Source organism: Microvirga sp. GN3, assembly GCF_055792825.1.
Genome location: NZ_JBVVAK010000015.1, coordinates 21,355 through 41,958 on the forward strand (window position 1 = coordinate 21,355; position 20,604 = coordinate 41,958).

Genomic DNA, 20,604 nt, shown 5'->3' on the forward strand with positions numbered 1-20,604 from the left:
AAGGCTGTCTTTGACCCGGTCCAGATATTCGCTCTCGACCCTTCACGCGGCGGCGGGCATCAGCATGATGGGGGGCAAAGCATTCACCGTCGGGTGCCGATGACGCCTTAGTGGTGGCCCTTGGAACCGTGCCCGTGACCCTCCGATGCCTGATAGCCACGCAGTGAGGGGTGATAGTGCAGGTGCGCGAGCCGCAGGGCGCCTTGCGTGGCACCGATCTCCGCCGTGGCCGCTTGCAGGCTCGCAGGCGTAACTGATTTGCTGGCGAACTGGCGATCGGGGTCGGCTTGCGGCGTGATCAGGCGCTCGCCCAGTGGAATGGCCTCGGCCTGCATCGCGGCATGGAGCTCCTGCACGCGGTTGCGCTGTTCCTTGGTCAGCCGGAGCTGTCACCCAGCTCGAGGACATAACAGGGCCCGGGTATCCATTCGGCGGACAGGTCAGGGTTGTTCAAGCCGTGCGGGTTCACAGGGGCATGGTGGCGACGTAGATGGCCAGCATCAGCAGGACGCACACTCCCGCGGAACCGACCAGCCATGGGGCGAGCTGGTTTCTGTAGTGCTCCTCCAGGCGTCGTTGGTGCTTGCGGCGGGACATCGTCGGCTTCCTCCCGATGGAATGGCGCGTGGTGACGTGTCGACCGGATCATACCCTGTTGCTGGCTGCGCCACGACCTAAAACGGGAGCAGTCGGAAGTCGCCTGGAATTGACCGTGCCTGCCGCATTTCCGGACGGAAAGCCGGTTCTAATCCCTGCTGGCGCAGGGGCAGACCAGGGAGCAGTCCGATGGAAACTCGCATCGATGAGATCGGCGATCGCATCTACCGCCTCTCGACCTACGTGCCCGACATCGTGCCGCCGGCTGGCTTCACGTTCAATCAGTTCCTTGTCCTCGGGGAAGAGCCGCTGCTGTTCCACACGGGCCTGCGCAAGATGTTCCCGCTCGTGTCCGAAGCCGTGTCACGGATCATGCCCGTCCAGGATCTGCGCTGGATCACGTTCGGCCACTACGAGGCCGACGAATGCGGCGCCATGAACGAGTGGCTGGCCGTGGCCCCGAACGCGCAGGTTGCGCATGGCATGACGGGGTGTCTCGTATCGCTGAACGACATGGCGGATCGCCCGCCGCGCGTGCTGTCGAACGGCGAGGTGATCGACATCGGCGGCAAGCGGATCCGCTACATCGACACGCCTCATGTGCCACACGGCTGGGATGCCGGAGTGATCTACGAGGAGACCAGCCGGACGCTGTTCTGCGGCGATCTCTTCACACATCTGGGCAATGGTCCGGCGATCACGAAGAGCGACATCGTGGGCCCGGCGCTCGCGGCCGAGGACATCTTCTACGACACGAGCCTTGGCCCGAGCATTGCGCCGACGGTTCGCCGACTGGCTGATCTTGCGCCACGCACCCTGGCCCTGATGCACGGCTCCTCCTTCGCTGGGGACACGGCCGCAGCCCTGCACGATCTGGCTACTGCGTATGACAAGCGCCTGCGGGCCGCGATGGCAGAGATGCCGGACGCTCCTAATGAGATCGCCGGCACCGGCGGAGTGACCCGACATGCCAGCCCCTAGACCAATGGGCAGGCCGTGAGCGACCTGGAGAGTTGGATCATTGGTCAGGGGCTCGGTGGTGCGGATCTCGGGGCTCTGCTCTCCAGCTATAGGAGATCCTTGGAAGAATGCCTGCCTTAAAAACAAAAGAGTGCCAGCGCGGCGCTCTCCGTTGTCTTTGAATCAGGCCATGTAAGAACTAGCCGGGCTGAAATAGCGACGGCGATGGTGGAACCGCTCGCGCCTCCGCCATCGCTCGTCAGGTTTGCAAGAGAACTCAGTCAGCGGCTTCGTATTTGAAGGATAGTTTCAGCTTCACGCGGTAGAATTCCACTTTTCCCTCGTTGATGCTGATGTCTTGCTCGACGACCTCAGCAACACGAAGATCGCGCAAGGTTTCCGCCGCGCGCTCGACGGCTGCGCTGGCTGCTTTTTCCCAGGATTCAGTGCTTGTTCCTACAAGTTCGATGACCTTGTAAACACTCTCTGCCATCTGTTTCCTCCCCATCTGGAAAGCGCAAGACGCATAAGGAGTATCGTTGCCAACCCTGCTACGTTACGAATTAAATGGCGGAACGACCAGTGCAGTCCAGGGTTGAGGCTCCAAGCCAAAGGGCCGTCGTGCACTCAAGCACGAGATTGGGACCACTAGCGCAAGCTTCGTTCCATAAACGGCCTTACGCGCGAAATCTTCCTCGATAAAATTGGAGCTCAGCCTGACGGTGAATGTGAGCCTGGAAGGTCTCCTAATGGCACTTCTCGGAAGAAACGCCTTGATCAGCTCATGATGCGGCAAGCGGACCTCCATTTCATTTGCTGTTCGTTACTCTTTGACCTGGTGCAGACCTCCAGGTGATCGTATGAGGGGATCCGCTACTTAATTTGCCTGACGTCCCTGACGACATCAAGGAATGCCCGCAGTGCCGGCGGGACGGCTCGATGCCCTGGGTAGTAGACGCCCACTCGTTCCGGCTCGTGCATCCACGCGGACAGGACCCGGCGCAATCGCCCCTCCGCGATGGCGGCTTCGGCAGCCCAGTTCGGCACATACGCAATACCCAATCCCTGCACGGCCGCTTCCACCATCAGGTCCTCATCATCGAGAACCACAGGTCCGTTTGCATTGACCGTCAACTCTTGCCCAGCCCGCTCGAACTCCCATCGGTACAGCTTGCCGCTGGGCATGCGGTGGCCGATGCAGCGATGATGCTGCAAGTCCTCTGGGGTTTCCGGCTCCCCGGCGCGATCAAGATAGGCCGGTGATGCGACGCAGACGAACCGCATCGGGCTGGCTAGAGGCACCACAACCATGTCCTTGGGGATTGATCCGATAAGGCGCACGCCAGCATCAAAGCCGCCTGATACGATATCGATCAGTCGTCCCTCGACGACAACGTCTACCGTCACATCGGGAAAGCGTTCCGCCATGCGCGGGAGGATATCGCGCACGAGAACGGCCGCGGCCACACGTGGCGCGTTGATCCGGACCGTCCCTGCCACATTGCCACGAAAGGAGGCCACCGCGTCCAACGCCTCATCCAGCGAAGTGAGCGCTGCTTGCAAACGGCTCAGCAATTCGAGTCCGGCCTCGGTCGGCGAGACGCTACGGGTCGTGCGGTTGAGCAAGCGCACGCCCAGTCGATCCTCGAGGCCCCGCATCGCGTGGCTCAACGTGGATGGCGCCGTGCCGAGTTCATCCGCTGCGCGGCGAAAGCTGCGATGGGTGGCGACGGCCATAAAGGCGGTGAGATCATTGAGGGAGGGGCGTGTCATTGATGGCAATTTTGCATCAACCCATACCGATTTCAACGTCTAATCACGCAACTGGAGGTTAGGTACATAGACATACAAGACGAACATGGATGGCAGATCCCGACCGTAAATCGGGACGAGACGTCGTTCCATGGGCGTAGAGAAAGCCTCGTCTTGTCTGGAAAAGGAGAAAATGCATGTCCAAGCGCAACGCGATCTTCCCTGCTGGTCGGCAGGCGCTTTACGAGATCAACCGTTACTCCGCTGCCATCCGCTCGGGTGATCTGATCTTCATCTCTGGGCAGGTCGGAAGTCGTGAGGACGGCTCGCCCGAGCCTGCGTTCGAAAAGCAGGTTCAGCTTGCATTTGAGAATCTTGGCGAGGTTCTGAAAGCGGCCGGCTGCACGTTCGACGACATCGTCGACGTGACGACGTTCCATACCGACCCCGCCTCACAGTTCGGTGTTATCATGTCTATCAAAGACAAGGTGTTCCCCCAAGAACCTTATCCCAACTGGACCGCTGTCGGGGTGAACTGGCTCGCAGGCTTCGACTTCGAGATCAAGGTTATCGCGCGGATTCCAGAGACCGCCTGAACCGTAATCGGATCTGCGTGACAGACCGATACCAATGCCTCTCGCGCCCAGTAAGCAGTTCGAGATCGTTTGGCGGGACGGGCCATGCAAATCCTAACCTGTTTCTAGGCTTGCTGCCTAGAAACAGACTGTTTGCGGAAGAATTTGGCGTGTGGGTTACAGTGATCCCGAAGTGTCTCCTCATGGCGCTCCTGAGACGTGAACGCTTGGTCTGCTTCAGCGCTTGAGAGCTGACGTTCGTTGAGCGGTCGGAACGCGAAAGGCTGACCCCAAGCTGACCTTTGCGGGATTGCTCAGCCTAAGTGTTTGCGTTTCCAGCCCATTAACCATGAACTGAATGATTGCCTTTCAAGTGGTCCAGCGCCGTAGACGGCACCGCCCACGCTGATCAACATGGCTCCTGAACCTACGACAGGGCTGGGGATCACCGGGGGCACTGTCATGTTTCGTCCCGTATGGCTGCTCGTGGCGGCAGCTCTTTGTTTGAGCTTGGAGGGGTGCTCCAACGAGGTTCCGCACACTGTGGCGGCTGTCGGGCGGGCCAGGGACGCTGCTCCCAAGCGCGCCCCGCCTGTCTCGAAGGCAGCATCCCACCAAGCTCCGGTGCAGACACGCGAGCAGCCCCCGTTCACTTTCCTCGTGGGTGGGGATGGACACGCTGATGACCGCCTCATCGTTGATCTTGCCACCGCCCTTGCGCGCAACCGGCTCCGGCTCGGGAGGAGCCAGGGACCAGAGCAAGACCTTCGCACGCTCCTCCACAATCCCGGCATCGATGTCGCGCTCATCCCAACGGATGTCATTGAGTCCCTGCCTCGCCAGGTGCGAGCGGGCGCTCGTGAGCACCTTCGCTACCTTTTCCGGGTTCCAAGCCAGCGACTGCACATCTTGGCCCGACGCGATATCACGTCCATTCATGACCTCAACGGGCGTAAGATCAACATCGGCCCACCGGGGAGCGGCAGCTCCCTGACGGCACGGCTGATTTTCGACAAGCTTGGCATTAAAGCAGAGTTCACGAGCTACGACCCGTTCCCAGCATCACTGCGTCTCCGATCGAACGAGATCCAAGCGATGGTGCTGCTTGCCTCAGACACTTCGAAGGACGTTCTCGCCTTCGAATCCGACGGAGACTTTCACCTCGTACCCGTCTCGTTTGAGACGCTCGCCTCTCCACTGGAAGAGCTTATTGTCCATTATGCTCCAAGCCAGTTTACGGGCGAGGAATATCCTTACCTTGTCAATCAGGGGCAACAGGTCGAGACCATCGCAGTCAATCGTGTGCTCGCTCTCCGCAACTGGCCAGAGGGTAGCGCTCATTACGAGCGTATCGCGGATTTAAGTGAGGCTCTTTCGAGCTATTTGCTTGACGAGTTCCAGAAGCCCGCCGGCAGCAGAATTGATCCGGCCGAGCAAGCGCTTGGTTGGAAACGCTTCAAGCCGACCGAGATCCTGCTCGCGCGCAGAGCTCAGTTGGCTGAAGAGCATCGTGCGTTCGAGGAGTTTACGGGGGCACAAGGCGTTTGTCCTCTGCCGGACGCGGCGGCGCGCGAGCGCCTGTACAACGACTTCCTGGCGTGGCGGAAGGCCCGTGAACAAGATCCGAGCTCCGCTGGTTCTGCTTCCGACAAGAAATGACAGATGCACTCTGCTGGAGCAATCAGCCGAAGATGTGAAGGGGCGGAATCCTGCCGAACGATTGCGATGGTCTGGTTCTGGCACACATGCGACGCTAGCCTGAGGGCAGCATTTCTCACGTAACCGGACATCCCGAAAAGTGAATGGACTTCACTGCCTGACCCGCAACGGACGAGCAAGGGGCGACATGCGGATTGGGCTCAACCGGGCGGTAATGGGCGGGGACGGGAGCCGCTATCGATGGCAACGAACGCAAAGACTGCCTCAGTCACTTTGATCTGTTCGTCACCATCGCGGGATCGCCGCCAGGCCTCGACCCGGAACTTCATGGAGGTGCGCCCCGTGGAGATCAGGTCGGCGTAGACCGAGACCTCGTCGCCGACATGAACCGGGGTGTGGAACACCATGCCGTCGACCGCGACGGTCACGCAGCGCCCGCGGGCCCGCCGGGCTGCGGCGTTGCCGGCGGCCAGGTCCATCTGAGACATCAGCCAGCCGCCGAAGATATCGCCGGCCGGATTGGTGTCCGAGGGCATCGCAATGGTCCGAATGACAGGCTCTTTGTCGGTGCCGTTCGCTTCCATTGGGTTCCCTTGAATATCGGCATGTGCCTGGTTCAGGCCCTTGTCCTGCGCCGCGTTCCGGCACGGGGTTGCTGATCGACAGACGCGTCGAAGGCCATCGCCTCCGCCCTGCGTTCCCCCGCGCTTCGGATGTGCCGCCGCATCATGATCTCGGCCAACTCGGGATCCCGATCCCGGATCGCATCGAGGATGCGCTTGTGCTCGACGAGTGCGCGGCTCCGGAGAGCGATGCTGTCGCTGCGGCTGCGGTAGAGCCTCAGCAGCGGATAGAACTGATTGCAGAGATACTCGATCAGGAGCGGGTTTCCGCTCGCCCGCGCGATCCGGAAGTGGAAATCCCGATCGGCGGCGCCCAGCGCGTTGTGTACGCCGGGCTGAAGCCCGGCGATTTCCGCCTCGTGGCGGTGCACGCCCTCGGCGAGTGCCTCGATGTCGTCCGCGGTCATGTTCCGCGCCGCCTCGCGGGCAGCAAGGCCTTCGAGGACCTCGCGTACGCCATAGATCGATTGCAGCATCTCGCGCGTCGCCTCGACCACCCGCGGGCCCTGGTTCGGGACGCGGGTAATCAGGTGGCGCTCTTGCAGCCGGTGCAAGGCCTCGCGCAGGGGGCCGCGGCTGACACCGTAGCGCTGGGCGAGAACCGGCTCGCTGATCTTCGACCCGAGCGGCAGCTCACCCTGGAGGATGGCGTCCGTCAGGCGATGGAAAAGCTGCTCGGCCAGTGTCTGGCTCGCCTCCGCGGCATCACTGACAGGCGTCAAACGAGTTTCAGAGCCATCCATGACTGACGAACCTTGCCGTTCCAATGTGTTGGGCATCTTCGGCTCGAAGGCGAGACCGAACAAGCCCATTCCCGAACATCGAGCCGACTGTTCGGGGAGGCGGACGGTCAAGGACCGCCCGCCGCGAAGCGTTACTGCGTGGCGAGACCGAGTTCGGTCAGGATCTCCTTTGCCTGGCGTGTCTCGTCCGCGATGAAGGCCTGATACGGCGCCTCGGGCAGGTACAGGTCGAGCCAGCCGCGATCGTTGAGGATCTTCTTCCAGTGCGCCGACTTGACGAGCTTGGCGAACAGATCGGCCAGGGCGGTCGCCGACTTGTCATCGAGGCTCTTGTGGACGGAGACACCGCGCCAGTTGGCGAACACCACGTCATAGCCAAGTTCACGCAGGGTCGGGACATCAATGCCGGGAAGCCGCTCGGGCGAGGCGACGGCGAGCAGCCGCAGTTTCTTCGCCTCGACTTGCGTCTTGAAGTCCTGCAATCCGCCGCCGACCACGGTCGCCTGCCCGTTTAGAGCCGAGACGACAACCTCGCCCGTGTTCGGGTGCGGGATGAAGTTGACCTGCTTCGGCGACAGACCGGCGATCTTGGCGAGACGGGCAAAGAAGATGTTCTCGGTCGACCCGGGCGAGCCGCCGCCCCAGGCGACCGAGCCGGGGTTGGCCTTGAAGCGCGCCATCAGATCCTTGAAGTCCTTGACGTCGGAGTCCTGGCGGACGGCGATTACCTCGTACTCGCCCGCAAGCCGGGCGAGGGGACGGACATCGGCCAGGGTGACGGGCGTCTTGTTCGTGAGCGGGAAGAAGACCGTGCCCGCGCCCTGCACGACGACGGCATTCTTGTTGCCTTCCTTCGTGGTCACGAACTGCGAGATCGCGATCATGCCGCCGCCACCCGGCACGTTGTTGACCTTGATGTTATTGATACCTTCAGCCCGCAATGCCTCCTCGATCCCGCGCGCCGCCTGGTCAAGGCCGCTGCCCGGGCCGCCCGGCACGGTGATGTCGAGTGAGCGGATGGTCTGAGCCTGGATTGGTGCCGCCGTGAAAAGGAAACCAGCCGCAAGCGCCGTGATTGCCGTCCGTCGGGTAATGGTCATTGTGTCCTCCCAGTGAAACTGATTATCGAAGTGTCGCGCGGCAGGCCGGTCATTGGGTAAGACCTACCGCGGATTGGGCCTTCCGCCTTCGCAGGCCGGAAATGATCGGGGATGCCACGAACGCAAGCGCCACCAGCAGGAAGACCGCCGAGACCGGGTGCGTGACGAAGACGGTCCAGTCGCCCTGGCTGATGGCGAGCGAGCGGCGCAACTGCTGCTCGATGAGCGGTCCGAGGATCAGCCCCAGCACGCACGGGACGATCGGCACCCCGACGACCCGCATGACGAAGCCGACCATGCCGATAACCCACAGGATCACGAGATCGACCGCGTTGCCGTTGAGGCTGTAGACGCCCAGCGACGACAGCACGAGGATGCCGCCATAGAGCCAGGGCTTCGGCAGCGACAGGAGCCGCACCCAAACGCCGGCCATGGGCAGGTTGAGAACGAGCAGGAAGACGTTGCCGATGTAGAGACTTGCGATCAGCCCCCAAATCAGGCTCGGATTCGTATCGAACAGCAGCGGACCGGGGCGCAGCCCGTACTGCTGGAAGGCCGCAAGCATCACTGCTGCTGTGCTTGACGTGGGAAGGCCCAGTGCTAACAGCGGCGATAGAGCGCCAGCCGCCGATGCATTGTTCGCCGCCTCGGGACCGGCGACGCCCTCGATCGCGCCGAGACCGAACTCCTCCGGCTTCTTGCTGAGCTTCTTCTCGAGCGTATAGGACAGGACGGTCGGGATCTCGCTGCCACCCGCCGGGATCGCGCCAATGGGAAAGCCGATGAACGCGCCGCGCAGCCACGGCTTCCACGACCGGCTCCAATCCTCGCGGCTCATCCAGAGCGAGCCGCGCAATTTGTGCAGGCTGTCGGCCTTTCCGCCGTCGGTCGCCGCCATGTAGAGGGTTTCGCCGATGGCGAAGAGTCCGACAGCGACGACGACCGTATCGACGCCATCGAGCAGCTCCGGAACGCCGAAGGCGAAGCGGGCCTGTCCCGTCTGGGGATCGAGCCCCACCGTGCCGAGAAGCAGGCCGAAGAACAGCGAGGCGATCCCGAAGGCGATCGATCCACCTCCGGTCGGGTTGCTGAGCATGGTTGTCACGGTTGCAAGCGACAGCACCATGAGGGCGAAGTAGTCGGGTGCCGTCAGCTTGAGAGCAATCTCCACCAGGAGCGGGGCGGCGAAGGTCAGTCCGATCGTCCCGATCGTGCCGGCAACGAAGGAGCCGATCGCGGCAGTCGCCAGCGCCTGGGCGCCCCGGCCCCTGCGCGCCATGGCGTTGCCATCGACGGCCGTCATCATCGACCCGGCCTCGCCGGGCGTGTTCAACAGGATGGAGGTCGTCGAGCCGCCGTATTGTGCACCGTAGTAGATGCCCGCGAACATGATGAAGGCGGAGACGGGTGGCAGACCCACCGTCAGGGGCATCAGGATCGCGACCGTAGTCGCCGGACCGATCCCGGGCAGGACGCCGATCGCGGTCCCGAGGGTCACGCCGATGACGGACCAGATGATGTTGTCCGGCGTGAGCGCGACAGCGAATCCCTGGGCAAGCAATGCAAGTGTTTCCATCACTTGGCTCCCATCATTGGTCGCGCTGGAAGAGTGGTTCCAGCGGCCCGAGCGGCAGATCGATCCCGAGGCCGAGAGTGAAGACCAGCAGGATCACGGTGGCGAGGACGAGGCCGATGATCGCATTCGATAGGATGCGGCGATCGCCGAACGCGTAGGTGCCCGCCACGAACACGGTCGCCACGACCGGGATCCAGCCAAGGCGCGAGATCAGGGCGGCCTCCAGCAACAGCGCTGCCGAGATCAGTCCCACGGGCCAAAGGTTGAGCTTCGGCTGATCGGGCAGGTCTTCGAGCGAGGCACGCCTCGTGCTGATGATGCTCACGATGCCGGACAGGGTGAGGCCGATGCCGATCAGGTTGGAGAACATGGCCGGTCCGACGACGTCGTAGGCAAAGCCGGTCTTGATCTGTTGCGAGGCGACGACGACTGCCACGCCGAGCGCGACGACGGCAGAGCCGAATAGAGTCCCAGGTAGTCGATGTGCCGACATTGTTCTCCCTCTCACCATTCTTGATTCGTGCCGGTCGTTGAGGTCATGCCGACGTTTGCCGGGAAACTATCGAAGCGAGCATAATTGTCAACACATTATCGAACCTATCCGTGAAAACGGGCATAAATGACGCAGAAATCGAGTAATCTGTTGACATATAACCTCACCTTGAGTTTCTTGGTGCCAGACCACGGCGGTCGTTAAACGTGAGGGAGTTCGTCCATGCATCTCAGGCCCAAGGTCGTCGAAGGCCGAATGAGCGCGGAACTGCGGCGGCAGCTTCGAGAAGAGGCCCACCCGATTTGCGCGATCTCCGGCGCAACGCCGCATCACGCCCAGTTGACGGAGGCGGCCGGCTTCCGGTTGTTCTTCCACTCGGGATCGCAAGCTGCCGCGACGATCCTCGGCCTTCCGGATGCCGGCCTGATGACGCTGACGGAAGCGGTCGATAATCTCCGGCGCATCTGCCAGTCCGTCTCGATCCCGGTGGTCGCGGATTGCGAGACAGGCTTCGGGAATGTCATCAACACCACCCGGGCCGTGCACGAGTTCATCACGGCCGGCGTGGCGGGTTTCTTCCTGGAGGATCAGGTCTTCCCGAAGCGCTGCGGCTTCACGGCCGGGGTTGAGGTGGTCTCGATTCCCGAGGCCGTCGGCAAGTACCGCGCTGCCGTGGCCGAACGCGACAAACTCGATCCCGATGTGGTCGTCATCGCCCGCACCGACTCCAGGGCCGCCGTCGGTGGAAGTGTCGATGAAGTGCTTCGGCGCTGCGACGCCTATCTGACAGCCGGCGTCGATATGCTGATGGTCGTGGCACTCCAGACCCGTGAGGAGATGCGCAGGGTCATGGAGGCATTTCCAGGCACGCCCATCTACATCAATGCCGGCGCCGTGCGACCGTTGCTCACACATGCCGAGTATGCCGAAATGGGAGTCGCGACCTACAACATCTCGGTCGCCAAGGTCGCGCAGATCATGATGGAGCGCTTCCTGGACGATTGCAGGCACCGCGGTGCGGATGCGTTCAATGACTTCATGGCATCGGACACGGCGACGGGCCGCTCGACCTTGGGCTATCTGAGCCTGACCGGGTTTCCTGCCGTGGTGGAGATTGAGCGCGCCTTCCTGCCCGCCGAGGCAATGGCGAAGTACGACACGTCGATCGCGGAATACGACCCGCGAACATGACGGCTTTGCGGGAACCGCGTCGTCTTGACGTGGGGCACATGATTGGAATGGCCGGGCAGTCGGCCGGTTCGAGCACCGCTTTCTCTCGGTGGGGGAGAGCGGTTTACGGGCGCTTCACCCTCCGAAGCTGTCCAAGTCGGGAAGAGGTCGTCCTGGGATGTTGAGCGAACTTGCCAGCAGCACCACGGCCCGGGCCATCCTCGGTTTTGTCTCCGGATGCGCGGGGGGATTCCTGTTCAGGGAACTGGGCTTCCCTCTGCCGTGGACACTTGGGTCTCTGACAGCCGCTGCCGTCATCGCCATGGCTGGACTTGACTGGAAGTTGCCGGGTGCCGCCCGCAGTGCCGCCCGACCCGTCATCGGGGTCATGGCCGGAAGCGCCTTCACCGCTGAGGTAGCCCGCTCGATGGTGCATTGGTGGGAGGCGGTCCTTCCGCTGGTCGCGTTCCTCGTGCTCATCACGCTGGCTGGCCGGGCCTTCTTCACCCGCTTTTGCGGCTTCGACAAGACAACGGCCTTCTTCGCCTCGACACCCGGCGGACTGAGTGAGCTGACGCTGCTTGGGGCGCAGTATGGCGGGAATATCCGCCAACTCGTTCTTATTCATTCCACCAGGATCATCACGGTCGTCTTCCTGGTGCCGTTCGCCGTTCGCCTTCTCTTCGATCTGGAGGGGGGCGGAAAGATGGAATCCGTTCACGCATCGGAGGTGCTTTCCGCGCTCGACTGGTTGGCCCTGTTGGGTTGCGCCGGCCTTGGCTACGTCATCGGCCTCCCTCTCAAGATGGTCGGCGGTGTCATGGTCGTGCCGTTGATCCTGAGCGCGCTCGTGCATGGCACGGGCCTGACGCAACTTCCTCCGCCATCCTGGCTCGTCGCACTCGTGCAGGTGGTCATCGGCTGCGTCGCAGGCTCCCGCTTCGCCGGTGTCCAGTGGCACGAGGTGCGCACCTCCGTAGTCCAGGGCCTTGCGTGGACGGCGATCATGCTGCTGGCGGCCCTCGCTGCGGCCGCCCTGTGCTCGACATTTGTCGATGCGTCCGTGCCGGCCCTTCTTCTCGCCTTCGCCCCTGGTGGCATCGCCGAAATGACCATCGTCGCCTTTGCTATGGGCATCGAGGTCGCGTTCGTCGTCTGCTGTCACGTCTTCCGGTCCATCTTCCTCGTCGCTGCGGCGCCGGCGCTCTATCGCGGAATGCACAAGGGTTGATGGACGCAAGAGGACCTTGGCGATCGGAAGTCGCACATCGCGCAGGATTCTGGTTCGGCGCGCTGATCCTCAGCACCGCCCGAGGTCATCACACGGTATCAGCCAACTGGCAGGCTGGTTGGCTTTGAGGACGGCTGCGCGGCAAGAAGGAATCCGAGAGAGCAGAGGAAGATGATCGTTCCAAAGGTGGCTGCCGCGCTCAGGACAAGGGTGAACCCGCTCATCCCGTGAAGGAGCGCGATGAGCGGGACGGCCAAGCCGCTCGTCGTGAATCCGAGGAAGTAACGGACACTGAATGCCCTGGCCCTGTATTGGGCTGGGACGTAACGCGCGACCATTGCATCGTTGACGACCACCTGCCCGTAAATCGCTGCCATGGCCAGGACCAAGCCGGCAAGCATGGCAACTCCGCTCGTCATGGCAGCGAGCCCAAGACCGAGCGGTTGCAGGATCGACAGCCCGACGAAAATCCTTGGCAGCGTGTATCGGTCGACCAGGCGTCCCATCAGGAGCTGCGTCAGCGCCCCGAAGACAAACACGAGCGTAGCCAGGGATCCGATCAGGACAAGTGGCAGGGAGGCCCCGGCACGCTCGTCGATGATCTTGGGGAGTGCGATCGTCGTGATGTTGAAGGTCATGCCGCCCGCCACGATCGCCGCTGCGAACAGCAGGAAGAGCGTCATCGGGCGTACGACGGGGATCACGGCATGAGTGTTGCCGGACTTGCCATGACTGTCTCCGTCACCGGGGACCAGGCGGACAAAGGCGATGCCGGCAAGGAGGCAAACGAGTCCGGGAAGAATGAAGGCAGCGCGCCACCCGAGGCTTGCGGCCAGAAGGGCCGTCACTCCTGAAGCGAAGGCCGCACCGAGATTGCCCCACACCCCATTGATCCCGAGATCCCGTCCGAGTTGACTTGTGTGGCTTACCAGCATCGTCGAGCCGATCGGATGATAGATCGCGGAGAACACTCCGAGCACGAAGAGCCAGATGCCGAACATGACCGGCGCGTTCGCCGTCGACAGCCCCAGGCATGCGATTCCGCAGCCGGCGAAGAAGATCGCCAGCAGGTTTCGGCGTCCCATGCGATCCGCAAGCCAACCCATTGGCAATGAGAACAGGCCGAAGGCCACGAAGGCGCCCGTCGCGAGGCCGATGAGGCTGGCATAAGACAGGTGTCGCTCCGCCGCGATGGCGATCACGGCTGTCGGGTAGATCAGAAGGACGAAATGGTCGAGCGCATGCGCGATGTTGACGAAGGCAATGGTGCGGCGGGAAAGCAGGTCAGGCGACATTCTTGGAGTCCTCGTCAGTTTCGTGTGCGACACTCCGCGGCGGCTTGACCCTGCCGGAACTCGCTCCGGGTCGCCCGACGACTAGGCCGCGCGATCAAAGCTCGCGATGAAGTCGGCGAGGCGCTCGCCCTGGATCAGGATGTGCTCCCGGAGAAGCCGCTCGGCGAGGGCGCTGTCCCCGGCACGGATCGCATCGACGATGCCTTGGTGCTCCGCCAGTGAATTCGCCACGCGGCTGCGGGCCCGGAGCTGAAGCCTGCGATAGGGCTTGAGGCGGGCATGGAGCTGTTGCGCCTGCTCCGCCAGGAACGCGTTCTGGCAGGCCTCGTAGATGACGTGGTGGAAGCGCTCGTTGGCATAGTAGTAGGCATCCGCGTTCTCCTGCGATGCCTCCCGGGCGCAATCCTCGTGCGCCTTCTCGAGCTCCCGCTGCATGGGCTCGGTGATCCGACGCGCCGCCAGCGCCCCGCACATGCCCTCGAGGCCCGCCATCACCTCGAACCGCTCGACGACGTCCTTGAAGCTTAGGGACGCAACGAACGCGCCCCGTCGCGCCTGCAATTCCACCAGTCCGGTCGAGGCAAGCTGCATCAGGGCCTCCCTGATCGGCGTCCGCGAAACCTCGAACCGAGCGGCCAGGCTCTGCTCGTCCAGCCGGTCTCCGGGGCGGAACTTGCCCGTAACAATGTCCTGCTCAAGGGCGTCGCGTAAGGCTTGAGCGCGTCTCATCGTACTCGTCCTGCTCGAAAACATCCTAGAACGGGTACGAGTAATCTTTCAAGTTCTTTCTTGTATACAAGACAGTTGACACCTAATGCAAAGAGGTGCAAGAACCTGTTGCAAGGAAAACGAGGGATCCACCTGCGCAATCCCCGCGAGTGATCTGAGGACGCTCGTCCGCCCGACGCAGAGGAGAGGAAACAGAGGAGCGGGTGCCATGTCACCACAGCTAATCTCGATCTACGCTCTCGTTGCGATGTTCGTGGTCGCCACGATCCTGCCGATCAACATGGGCGTGCTGGCCTTCGTCGGCGCCTTCCTGGTCGGAACCTTGGTGGCGGGCCAGACCACCAGCGCCATCATAGCCGGCTTTCCCGGTGGCCTGTTCCTGACCCTGGTTGGCATCACTTTCCTCTTCGCCATCGCCCAGAATAACGGCACAATCGACTGGCTCGTTCGGCTGGCCGTTAAGGCTGTGCGGGGCAGGATTGCCGCTATCCCGTGGATCATGTTCGGGATCTCCGCCGTCTTGACGTCTGTCGGCGCGGTCAGTCCAGGCGCCGTCGCCATCATCGCCCCGGTCGCGCTCGGGTTCGCGTTAAAATACAGCATCTCTCCGCTGCTGATGGGTTTGATGGTCATCCATGGTGCGCAGGCCGGCGGCTTCTCGCCGATCAGCATCTACGGCGGCATCACCAACCGAATTGTCGCCAAGGCCGGGCTTCCGCTCAGCGAGATCACGACCTTCCTGGCGAGCTTCGGCGTCAATCTCGCCGTCGCCGTCCTGCTCTTCTTCGCGCTCGGGGGGCGCAAGCTCCTCCAGGCGAGGGACGTATCGCCGGCTACAACCAGTATCCTTCCCGTCCAGATTGCGATTCCGCAATCAGGCCCGCAAATCTTCGGCGATTCCGAAGCGGAGGCCCTTAGCGAGGAGATCCGGCTCGAAACCGGACAGAAGCCAAGCCGCTCGATCATGGAGAGTTCAGTCGAGGAGTCGGAAATGCCCGAGGGTGGTCTGTACCAGATCGTTACGCTGCTTGGCCTTGTCGCGCTTGCAGTTCTGGTCCTGGCCTTCAATCTCGACATCGGCTTTGTCGCAATCACCATTGGCTTAGGCTTGTCCTTGATGGCGCCAACTCTGCAAAAGCGCGCGATGGGCCAGGTCGCATGGCCTGAGATCATGCTGATTACCGGCGTCAGCACCTACGTCGTCGTGCTCGAGAAGATGGGCACCATCTCCTTCGTCGGCGACAGCGTGGCGGGCCTGGCATCCCCGGTGCTGGCTGCCCTGCTCCTGTGCTTCATCGGCGCGGTCGTCTCCGCCTTCGCCTCCTCGACGGCGGTGCTCGGATCCCTCATCCCTCTTGCCGTTCCATTCCTGCAATCGGGAACCGGCGTCAGCCCGATCGGCTTCATTGCCGCTATGGCTGTCGCGTCGACCATCGTCGATGTGAGCCCCTTCTCGACCAATGGTGCCCTTGTTTTGGCCAATGCCCAGGGCGTTGACCGGGAGGCGTTCTTCCGCAAGCTCCTGGCCTATGGCGCCGCCGTGACCGTGATCGCACCGGTCGTCGTCTGGCTCCTGTTCGTCGTGCTGTGAAGCTAATCGTCTGATGTGGATGAAGGAGATGAACGTGAAGCTGACCCGATCGATGGTTGGACTGGAGGCGGCGCCTGCATTCCTGAGCGACCTGATAGACACGCTGACCGAGCGGGGGCGCTCCCTGCTCGGCCAGAAAGCGGGGCAGGAGATCGTCGCCAAGGACGCTCTGCCGGCCGTGGGTGAGATGCTGATCTCACGCAGGGGCGAGGCTTCAGGTGTAGCACTCGCACAGACCTTGTTGGCCACCTACACGGCAGCGGATCCGGCCGATCGTCTGGCCTTCCTCCAGGCCCTCGCCGACCGCTTCGGACCCGATCGCCGCCGCATCGAGCTCGCCATCGAGGCCGTGCGTCAGGATCAGGGGACGGATGCCCTTGAGAGCCTGCATGCCGCGGCGGAACCCAGGCGGCAGGAGCTGATCCGGCGCCTCAACCTGGCTCCCGGTGGCACCTCGGCCTTGGTGCGCATGCGCGAGGAGTTGCTCGAATTCCTGCCCAAGCACCCGGAATTGAAATGCGTCGATGCGGACTTCTCCCATCTGCTCTCGTCCTGGTTCAATCGGGGGTTCCTAGTGCTGCGGCCGATCGACTGGACCACGCCTGCCAACATCCTGGAGAAGATCATCCGCTATGAGGCGGTGCATGCGATCCAGAACTGGGACGACCTGCGCAACCGCCTCCAGCCGGAGGACCGCCGCTGCTACGGCTTCTTCCATCCGCAGCTCGTCGACGAGCCGCTGATCTTCGTCGAGGTCGCCCTGACCAGGGAAATCCCCGGCGCTATCGGTCCACTGCTCGACCTGGGCCGCACTCCGATTGCTGCGTCCGAGGCGACGACCGCCGTGTTCTACTCGATCTCGAACACGCAGAAGGGCCTGGGCGGGGTGTCCTTCGGCAACTTCCTGATCAAGCAGGTGGTGGAGAACCTCAAGCGCGAGCTGCCAAACCTGAAGACCTTCGTTACACTCTCTCCCGTCCCGGGCTTCGCACGCTGGCTGGAGCGTGAGCGCAAGGCGGAGGAGTCGGCCTGTCTCGATGCTGCATCGAAAGAGACCCTCGGGATCCTCGATCAGCCAGCCTGGAGCGATGACCCGGAAAAGGTGGAGAAGGTTCGTGACGTCCTTCTCTCCGCTGCGGCCTATTACTTCCTGAAGGCCAAGGATCCCAAGGGCCGCCCCATCGACCCGGTCGCCCGCTTCCATCTCGGCAACGGGGCACGGCTCGAGCGCCTGAACTTCCTCGGAGATGTCTCGGCCAAAGGCCTGAAGCAGTCCCATGGGCTGATGGTGAACTACCTCTACGCCCTCGATGAGATCGAGAAGAACCATGAAGCCTTCGCCGAGAAGGGCGTAGTCGCTGCGTCGCCTGCTGTCCGCAAGGCCTTGAGGACTGATCTGCCTTCCCGCGATCTGGTACCCAACCCATGACCGCAACGTTTCCAATCAGTTTGTTCGGGTCGATCATCGACCCTCGCTTCGGAGCCATTGCCATGAACGCCAACCTGTTTGATCGGCTCGAACGCTCGATTGCCGACCTCACCAGCACTGCCATCACCACACCAGCCGGGGAAACCGTCAGCTACGCCGACCTGATCGCCCTGTCGGGCCGGCTGGCCAACGTGCTCGCCGCCCGCGGGGTCAAACCCGGCGACCGGGTCGCGGTCCAAGTCGAGAAGTCGGTGCCTGCCTTGGTCCTGTATCTTGCGACCGTCCGAGCGGGCGCTGTCTATCTTCCGCTCAACACCGCCTATACCCTCGCGGAGCTGGAGTACTTCATTGGCGACGCGGAGCCCTCACTGGTGGTCTGCGATCCCGGCAAGCGGGAAGGGGTTGAGCAGCTCGCTGCAAAGGTCGGGGCATCTGTCGAAACGCTCGACGCAAAAGGGCAGGGATCCCTTACGGAAGCCACAGCCAATGCCTCTGACGTGTTCGAGACGGTGCCGCGGGCTGGCGACGACCTGGCCGCGATCCTCTACACCTCGGGCACGACCGGCCGCTCCAAGGGCGCCATGCTCACCCACGACAATCTCGTCTCCAATGCGCTGACCCTGAAGGAGGTCTGGCGCTTCACAGCGGACGACGTGCTGATCCATGCCCTGCCGATCTACCACACCCACGGGCTGTTCGTGGCGAGCAACGTCACCCTGTTCTCCGGCGCGTCGATGATCTTCCTGTCGAAGTTCGACGCCGACGAGATCCTTGGGCTGATGTCCCGTGCCACGGCCCTGATGGGGGTACCGACCTTCTACGTCCGCCTGTTGCAGCATCCGGGCCTCAGCAAGGAGACAACGTCCGGTATGCGCCTGTTCGTGTCAGGCTCGGCTCCTCTACTGGCGGAGACCCACCGCGAGTGGAGCGCCCGCACCGGCCATGCCATCCTCGAGCGCTACGGCATGACTGAGACGAACATGAACACCTCCAATCCCTATGACGGCGACCGGGTGCCGGGCGCTGTCGGTCTGCCGCTGCCCGGCGTTTCGGCCCGCATCACCAACCCGGACAACGGCGAGGAACTGGCGACGAACGAGATCGGCATGATCGAGGTCAAAGGCCCGAACGTGTTCAAGGGCTACTGGCGCATGCCGGAGAAGACGGCTGCCGAGTTCCGCCCGGATGGCTTCTTCATCACGGGCGATCTCGGCAAGATCGATGAGCGCGGCTACGTGCACATCCTCGGGCGAGGCAAGGATCTTGTGATCACCGGTGGCTTCAACGTGTATCCGAAGGAGATCGAGGACGAGATCGATGCCATCCCCGGAGTGTTCGAAAGTGCGGTGATCGGCGTCCCGCACAAGGACTTCGGCGAGGGGGTGACGGCCGTGATCGTCCGCTCCAAGGAGGCAGAGGTCGACGAGAAGGCGATCCTGGCGGCGCTTGAGGACCGCCTGGCGAAGTTCAAGCTACCCAAGCGCGTGGTCTTTGTCGATGATCTGCCGCGCAACACCATGGGCAAGGTTCAGAAGAACGTCCTGCGTGAGACGTTCTCTGGCCTCTATGCGGGATCGGCGCAATCCTCATAGGCGGAAGTGCCGAGAACCTCCTCTTAGGGTCCGAATGACCTCACCGCTCGGAAAGAATACCGCGTGTCTAAGCGGAAGAATGGTGAGCCTGGACTGTTTCAGTGGCTGTGGGAGTTGGGCGGCCCAGACGAATAGGTTCAAGCACGCAAGGGAGATGTCGATGAGAATTGTCCTGTTGGGGCCACCGGGGGCTGGGAAGGGAACGCAGGCAGCGAGGCTGGCCGAACGGTTCGGGATTCCGCCGTTGTCGACAGGCGACATGCTTCGCGCTGCCGTCCTCGCTGGAATTCCGGTGGGTCTCAAGGCCAAGGAAACGATGGATCGCGGCGATCTCGTGTCGGATGAGTTGGTGGTTGAGATCATCTCCGACCGGATCGGGAAACCCGATGCCAAGCGGGGCTTCATTCTCGACGGGTTTCCCCGCACGGTTGCGCAGGCCGGGGCGCTCGACGCCTTGCTGGCAGGAAGCGGCCTCGAACTCGATGCGGTCATCGAATTCAAGGTGGACGAGGATGCTCTCCTGGCCCGGATACTGGGACGTGCGCGGGAAGCGGAGACGGGAGGCATGCCCATTCGGAATGACGACAATGCCGAGACCTTCCGGACCCGGTTCGATGCCTATCGGAAGCAGTCCGCACCCTTGTCCGCTTACTATGCGAACAAAGGCTCCCTGAGGACCGTTGATGGCTTGCAGCCAAGGGATGATGTAACTCGGCAGATTTTTCCGTTGCTCAACTGCTAGAATTCCTCTCTCGGAAATCGGCAATGAGAAGATGCGGCACGGAGCGGCTCCGGTACCGCATTTTGAACAGAGCACGATGAACCCACTCGGAAGCGTTCGGAAAGCGGCGAGACCGTAGCGCTGGTTGACGGGCATGGTCAGATCTGGAGGCAGCGCTTGATGGCTGGCTTGCTTCCACCAGCCTGGGCATCTCCGGGGGAGGAAATCGAGCGAACGTTCATGCGACCATGTGCCGACTGCATGACCAACATGCAGCTTTCACCGTTCTGAACCGTCGGCCGAATAGCCATATGGGAGGAGGAAACGCTCAGGGATCAACCCATCCTAGTAAGGAGTTCGTTCCTTGACGATCATTGCCCTCCTCGGTCATTCGTTGGCCAATCTACGACGCACGTCAACCCAGCTCAGCCAGCGGAAAAATCACTCCCGTATCAGCGGAAGCTACGGCCTATGGACCCCTTTGGTCGCGGCCCGTACGGCAGAGGCGGACCTCCTCGTCAGTGGGTATGTCCCGCGTCCGGACAACGCGGCCGCCGGGGGGCCTGTCCGGCAACACGGAAATTGGGCGTTCCACCGCTGACACAGGTCCCGTCCGGATCACGTTCAAGGCGGCGATCCGACCTTGGAGCGCCGTCGATCGCCGGTGGTCCAATCGGCTATCCGTTGTCGTGCTCAGGTCTGATCCTCCGGCTGGAGTGTGTATCCCGATAGTGATACGTCGCGTCCCCGGTCAGGATCTCGGCCAAT

Annotated in this window: 20 protein-coding genes; 9 read left to right on the top strand and 11 right to left on the bottom strand. The window is 62.5% G+C overall.

The window, feature by feature from the left end:
* Positions 1 to 107: 107 nt before the first annotated feature.
* Positions 108 to 335, bottom strand: coding sequence for a hypothetical protein (locus ACS5Q1_RS09915; RefSeq protein WP_473097997.1), 228 nt, complete (start codon positions 333 to 335; stop codon positions 108 to 110).
* A 130-nt stretch (positions 336 to 465) separates the two neighbouring features.
* Entirely contained in the window at positions 466 to 597 is a 132-nt protein-coding gene (locus ACS5Q1_RS09920; RefSeq protein ID WP_473097998.1) for a hypothetical protein, read from the bottom strand.
* Between the two features lie 189 nt (positions 598 to 786).
* On the opposite strand from ACS5Q1_RS09920, the gene ACS5Q1_RS09925 reads away from it, so the two are divergent.
* The gene (locus ACS5Q1_RS09925; protein ID WP_473097999.1) at positions 787 to 1,578 is read left to right on the top strand and encodes an oxygen-binding di-iron domain-containing protein; all 792 of its coding nucleotides are present in this window, start codon (positions 787 to 789) and stop codon (positions 1,576 to 1,578) included.
* Positions 1,579 to 1,834: 256 nt separating this feature from the next.
* Here the strand turns inward: ACS5Q1_RS09925 and ACS5Q1_RS09930 are convergent, their stop codons facing one another.
* Both ACS5Q1_RS09930 and ACS5Q1_RS09935 read right to left on the bottom strand, forming a co-directional pair.
* Positions 1,835 to 2,050, bottom strand: coding sequence for a dodecin family protein (locus tag ACS5Q1_RS09930; RefSeq protein WP_473098000.1), 216 nt, complete (start codon positions 2,048 to 2,050; stop codon positions 1,835 to 1,837).
* A gap of 380 nt (positions 2,051 to 2,430) precedes the next feature.
* Positions 2,431 to 3,330 carry a LysR family transcriptional regulator gene (locus tag ACS5Q1_RS09935; RefSeq protein ID WP_473098001.1) on the bottom strand — a complete coding sequence of 300 codons (900 nt, stop codon included), beginning with the start codon at positions 3,328 to 3,330 and terminating at the stop codon, positions 2,431 to 2,433.
* Positions 3,331 to 3,506: 176 nt separating this feature from the next.
* On the opposite strand from ACS5Q1_RS09935, the gene ACS5Q1_RS09940 reads away from it, so the two are divergent.
* Positions 3,507 to 3,905: a RidA family protein gene (locus ACS5Q1_RS09940; RefSeq protein WP_473098002.1), complete on the top strand. Its 399-nt coding sequence runs from the start codon at positions 3,507 to 3,509 to the stop codon at positions 3,903 to 3,905.
* Between the two features lie 441 nt (positions 3,906 to 4,346).
* Positions 4,347 to 5,543 (top strand): TAXI family TRAP transporter solute-binding subunit, encoded by a 1,197-nt coding sequence (locus ACS5Q1_RS09945; RefSeq protein ID WP_473098003.1) that lies wholly within the window; start codon positions 4,347 to 4,349, stop codon positions 5,541 to 5,543.
* Between the two features lie 200 nt (positions 5,544 to 5,743).
* On the opposite strand, the gene ACS5Q1_RS09950 is transcribed toward ACS5Q1_RS09945, so the two are convergent.
* The 5 genes from ACS5Q1_RS09950 to ACS5Q1_RS09970 form a co-directional block, all read right to left on the bottom strand.
* Entirely contained in the window at positions 5,744 to 6,127 is a 384-nt protein-coding gene (locus ACS5Q1_RS09950) for an acyl-CoA thioesterase (protein ID WP_473098004.1), read from the bottom strand.
* A 32-nt stretch (positions 6,128 to 6,159) separates the two neighbouring features.
* Positions 6,160 to 6,978 carry a GntR family transcriptional regulator gene (locus ACS5Q1_RS09955; protein WP_473098005.1) on the bottom strand — a complete coding sequence of 273 codons (819 nt, stop codon included), beginning with the start codon at positions 6,976 to 6,978 and terminating at the stop codon, positions 6,160 to 6,162.
* A 62-nt stretch (positions 6,979 to 7,040) separates the two neighbouring features.
* Positions 7,041 to 8,009: a Bug family tripartite tricarboxylate transporter substrate binding protein gene (locus ACS5Q1_RS09960; RefSeq protein ID WP_473098006.1), complete on the bottom strand. Its 969-nt coding sequence runs from the start codon at positions 8,007 to 8,009 to the stop codon at positions 7,041 to 7,043.
* 49 nt (positions 8,010 to 8,058) lie between these two features.
* A complete protein-coding gene (locus tag ACS5Q1_RS09965) occupies positions 8,059 to 9,585 on the bottom strand; it encodes a tripartite tricarboxylate transporter permease (RefSeq protein ID WP_473098007.1) in 1,527 nt (508 codons plus the stop codon).
* A gap of 13 nt (positions 9,586 to 9,598) precedes the next feature.
* Positions 9,599 to 10,078, bottom strand: a complete 480-nt coding sequence (locus ACS5Q1_RS09970) for a tripartite tricarboxylate transporter TctB family protein (RefSeq protein WP_473098008.1) — start codon at positions 10,076 to 10,078, stop codon at positions 9,599 to 9,601.
* Between the two features lie 222 nt (positions 10,079 to 10,300).
* On the opposite strand from ACS5Q1_RS09970, the gene ACS5Q1_RS09975 reads away from it, so the two are divergent.
* Complete coding sequence (locus tag ACS5Q1_RS09975; protein WP_473098009.1) at positions 10,301 to 11,269, top strand: isocitrate lyase/PEP mutase family protein; 969 nt, start codon at positions 10,301 to 10,303, stop codon at positions 11,267 to 11,269.
* A 157-nt stretch (positions 11,270 to 11,426) separates the two neighbouring features.
* Complete coding sequence (locus ACS5Q1_RS09980; protein WP_473098010.1) at positions 11,427 to 12,479, top strand: AbrB family transcriptional regulator; 1,053 nt, start codon at positions 11,427 to 11,429, stop codon at positions 12,477 to 12,479.
* 98 nt (positions 12,480 to 12,577) lie between these two features.
* Here the strand turns inward: ACS5Q1_RS09980 and ACS5Q1_RS09985 are convergent, their stop codons facing one another.
* Positions 12,578 to 13,774 (bottom strand): MFS transporter, encoded by a 1,197-nt coding sequence (locus ACS5Q1_RS09985; RefSeq protein ID WP_473098011.1) that lies wholly within the window; start codon positions 13,772 to 13,774, stop codon positions 12,578 to 12,580.
* 81 nt (positions 13,775 to 13,855) lie between these two features.
* On the bottom strand, positions 13,856 to 14,503 hold the full coding sequence (locus ACS5Q1_RS09990) for a GntR family transcriptional regulator (RefSeq protein ID WP_099516063.1): 648 nt from the start codon (positions 14,501 to 14,503) through the stop codon (positions 13,856 to 13,858).
* A 208-nt stretch (positions 14,504 to 14,711) separates the two neighbouring features.
* On the opposite strand from ACS5Q1_RS09990, the gene ACS5Q1_RS09995 reads away from it, so the two are divergent.
* The 4 genes from ACS5Q1_RS09995 to ACS5Q1_RS10010 all read left to right on the top strand — a co-directional run bounded on the left by ACS5Q1_RS09995 (position 14,712) and on the right by ACS5Q1_RS10010 (position 19,857).
* Entirely contained in the window at positions 14,712 to 16,094 is a 1,383-nt protein-coding gene (locus ACS5Q1_RS09995; protein WP_473098012.1) for an SLC13 family permease, read from the top strand.
* A gap of 52 nt (positions 16,095 to 16,146) precedes the next feature.
* Positions 16,147 to 17,523 (top strand): malonyl-CoA decarboxylase, encoded by a 1,377-nt coding sequence (locus tag ACS5Q1_RS10000; protein WP_473098071.1) that lies wholly within the window; start codon positions 16,147 to 16,149, stop codon positions 17,521 to 17,523.
* 62 nt (positions 17,524 to 17,585) lie between these two features.
* Positions 17,586 to 19,115, top strand: coding sequence for a malonate--CoA ligase (locus ACS5Q1_RS10005; protein WP_473098013.1), 1,530 nt, complete (start codon positions 17,586 to 17,588; stop codon positions 19,113 to 19,115).
* 160 nt (positions 19,116 to 19,275) lie between these two features.
* Positions 19,276 to 19,857, top strand: coding sequence for an adenylate kinase (locus tag ACS5Q1_RS10010; protein WP_473098014.1), 582 nt, complete (start codon positions 19,276 to 19,278; stop codon positions 19,855 to 19,857).
* Positions 19,858 to 20,604: the final 747 nt, after the last annotated feature.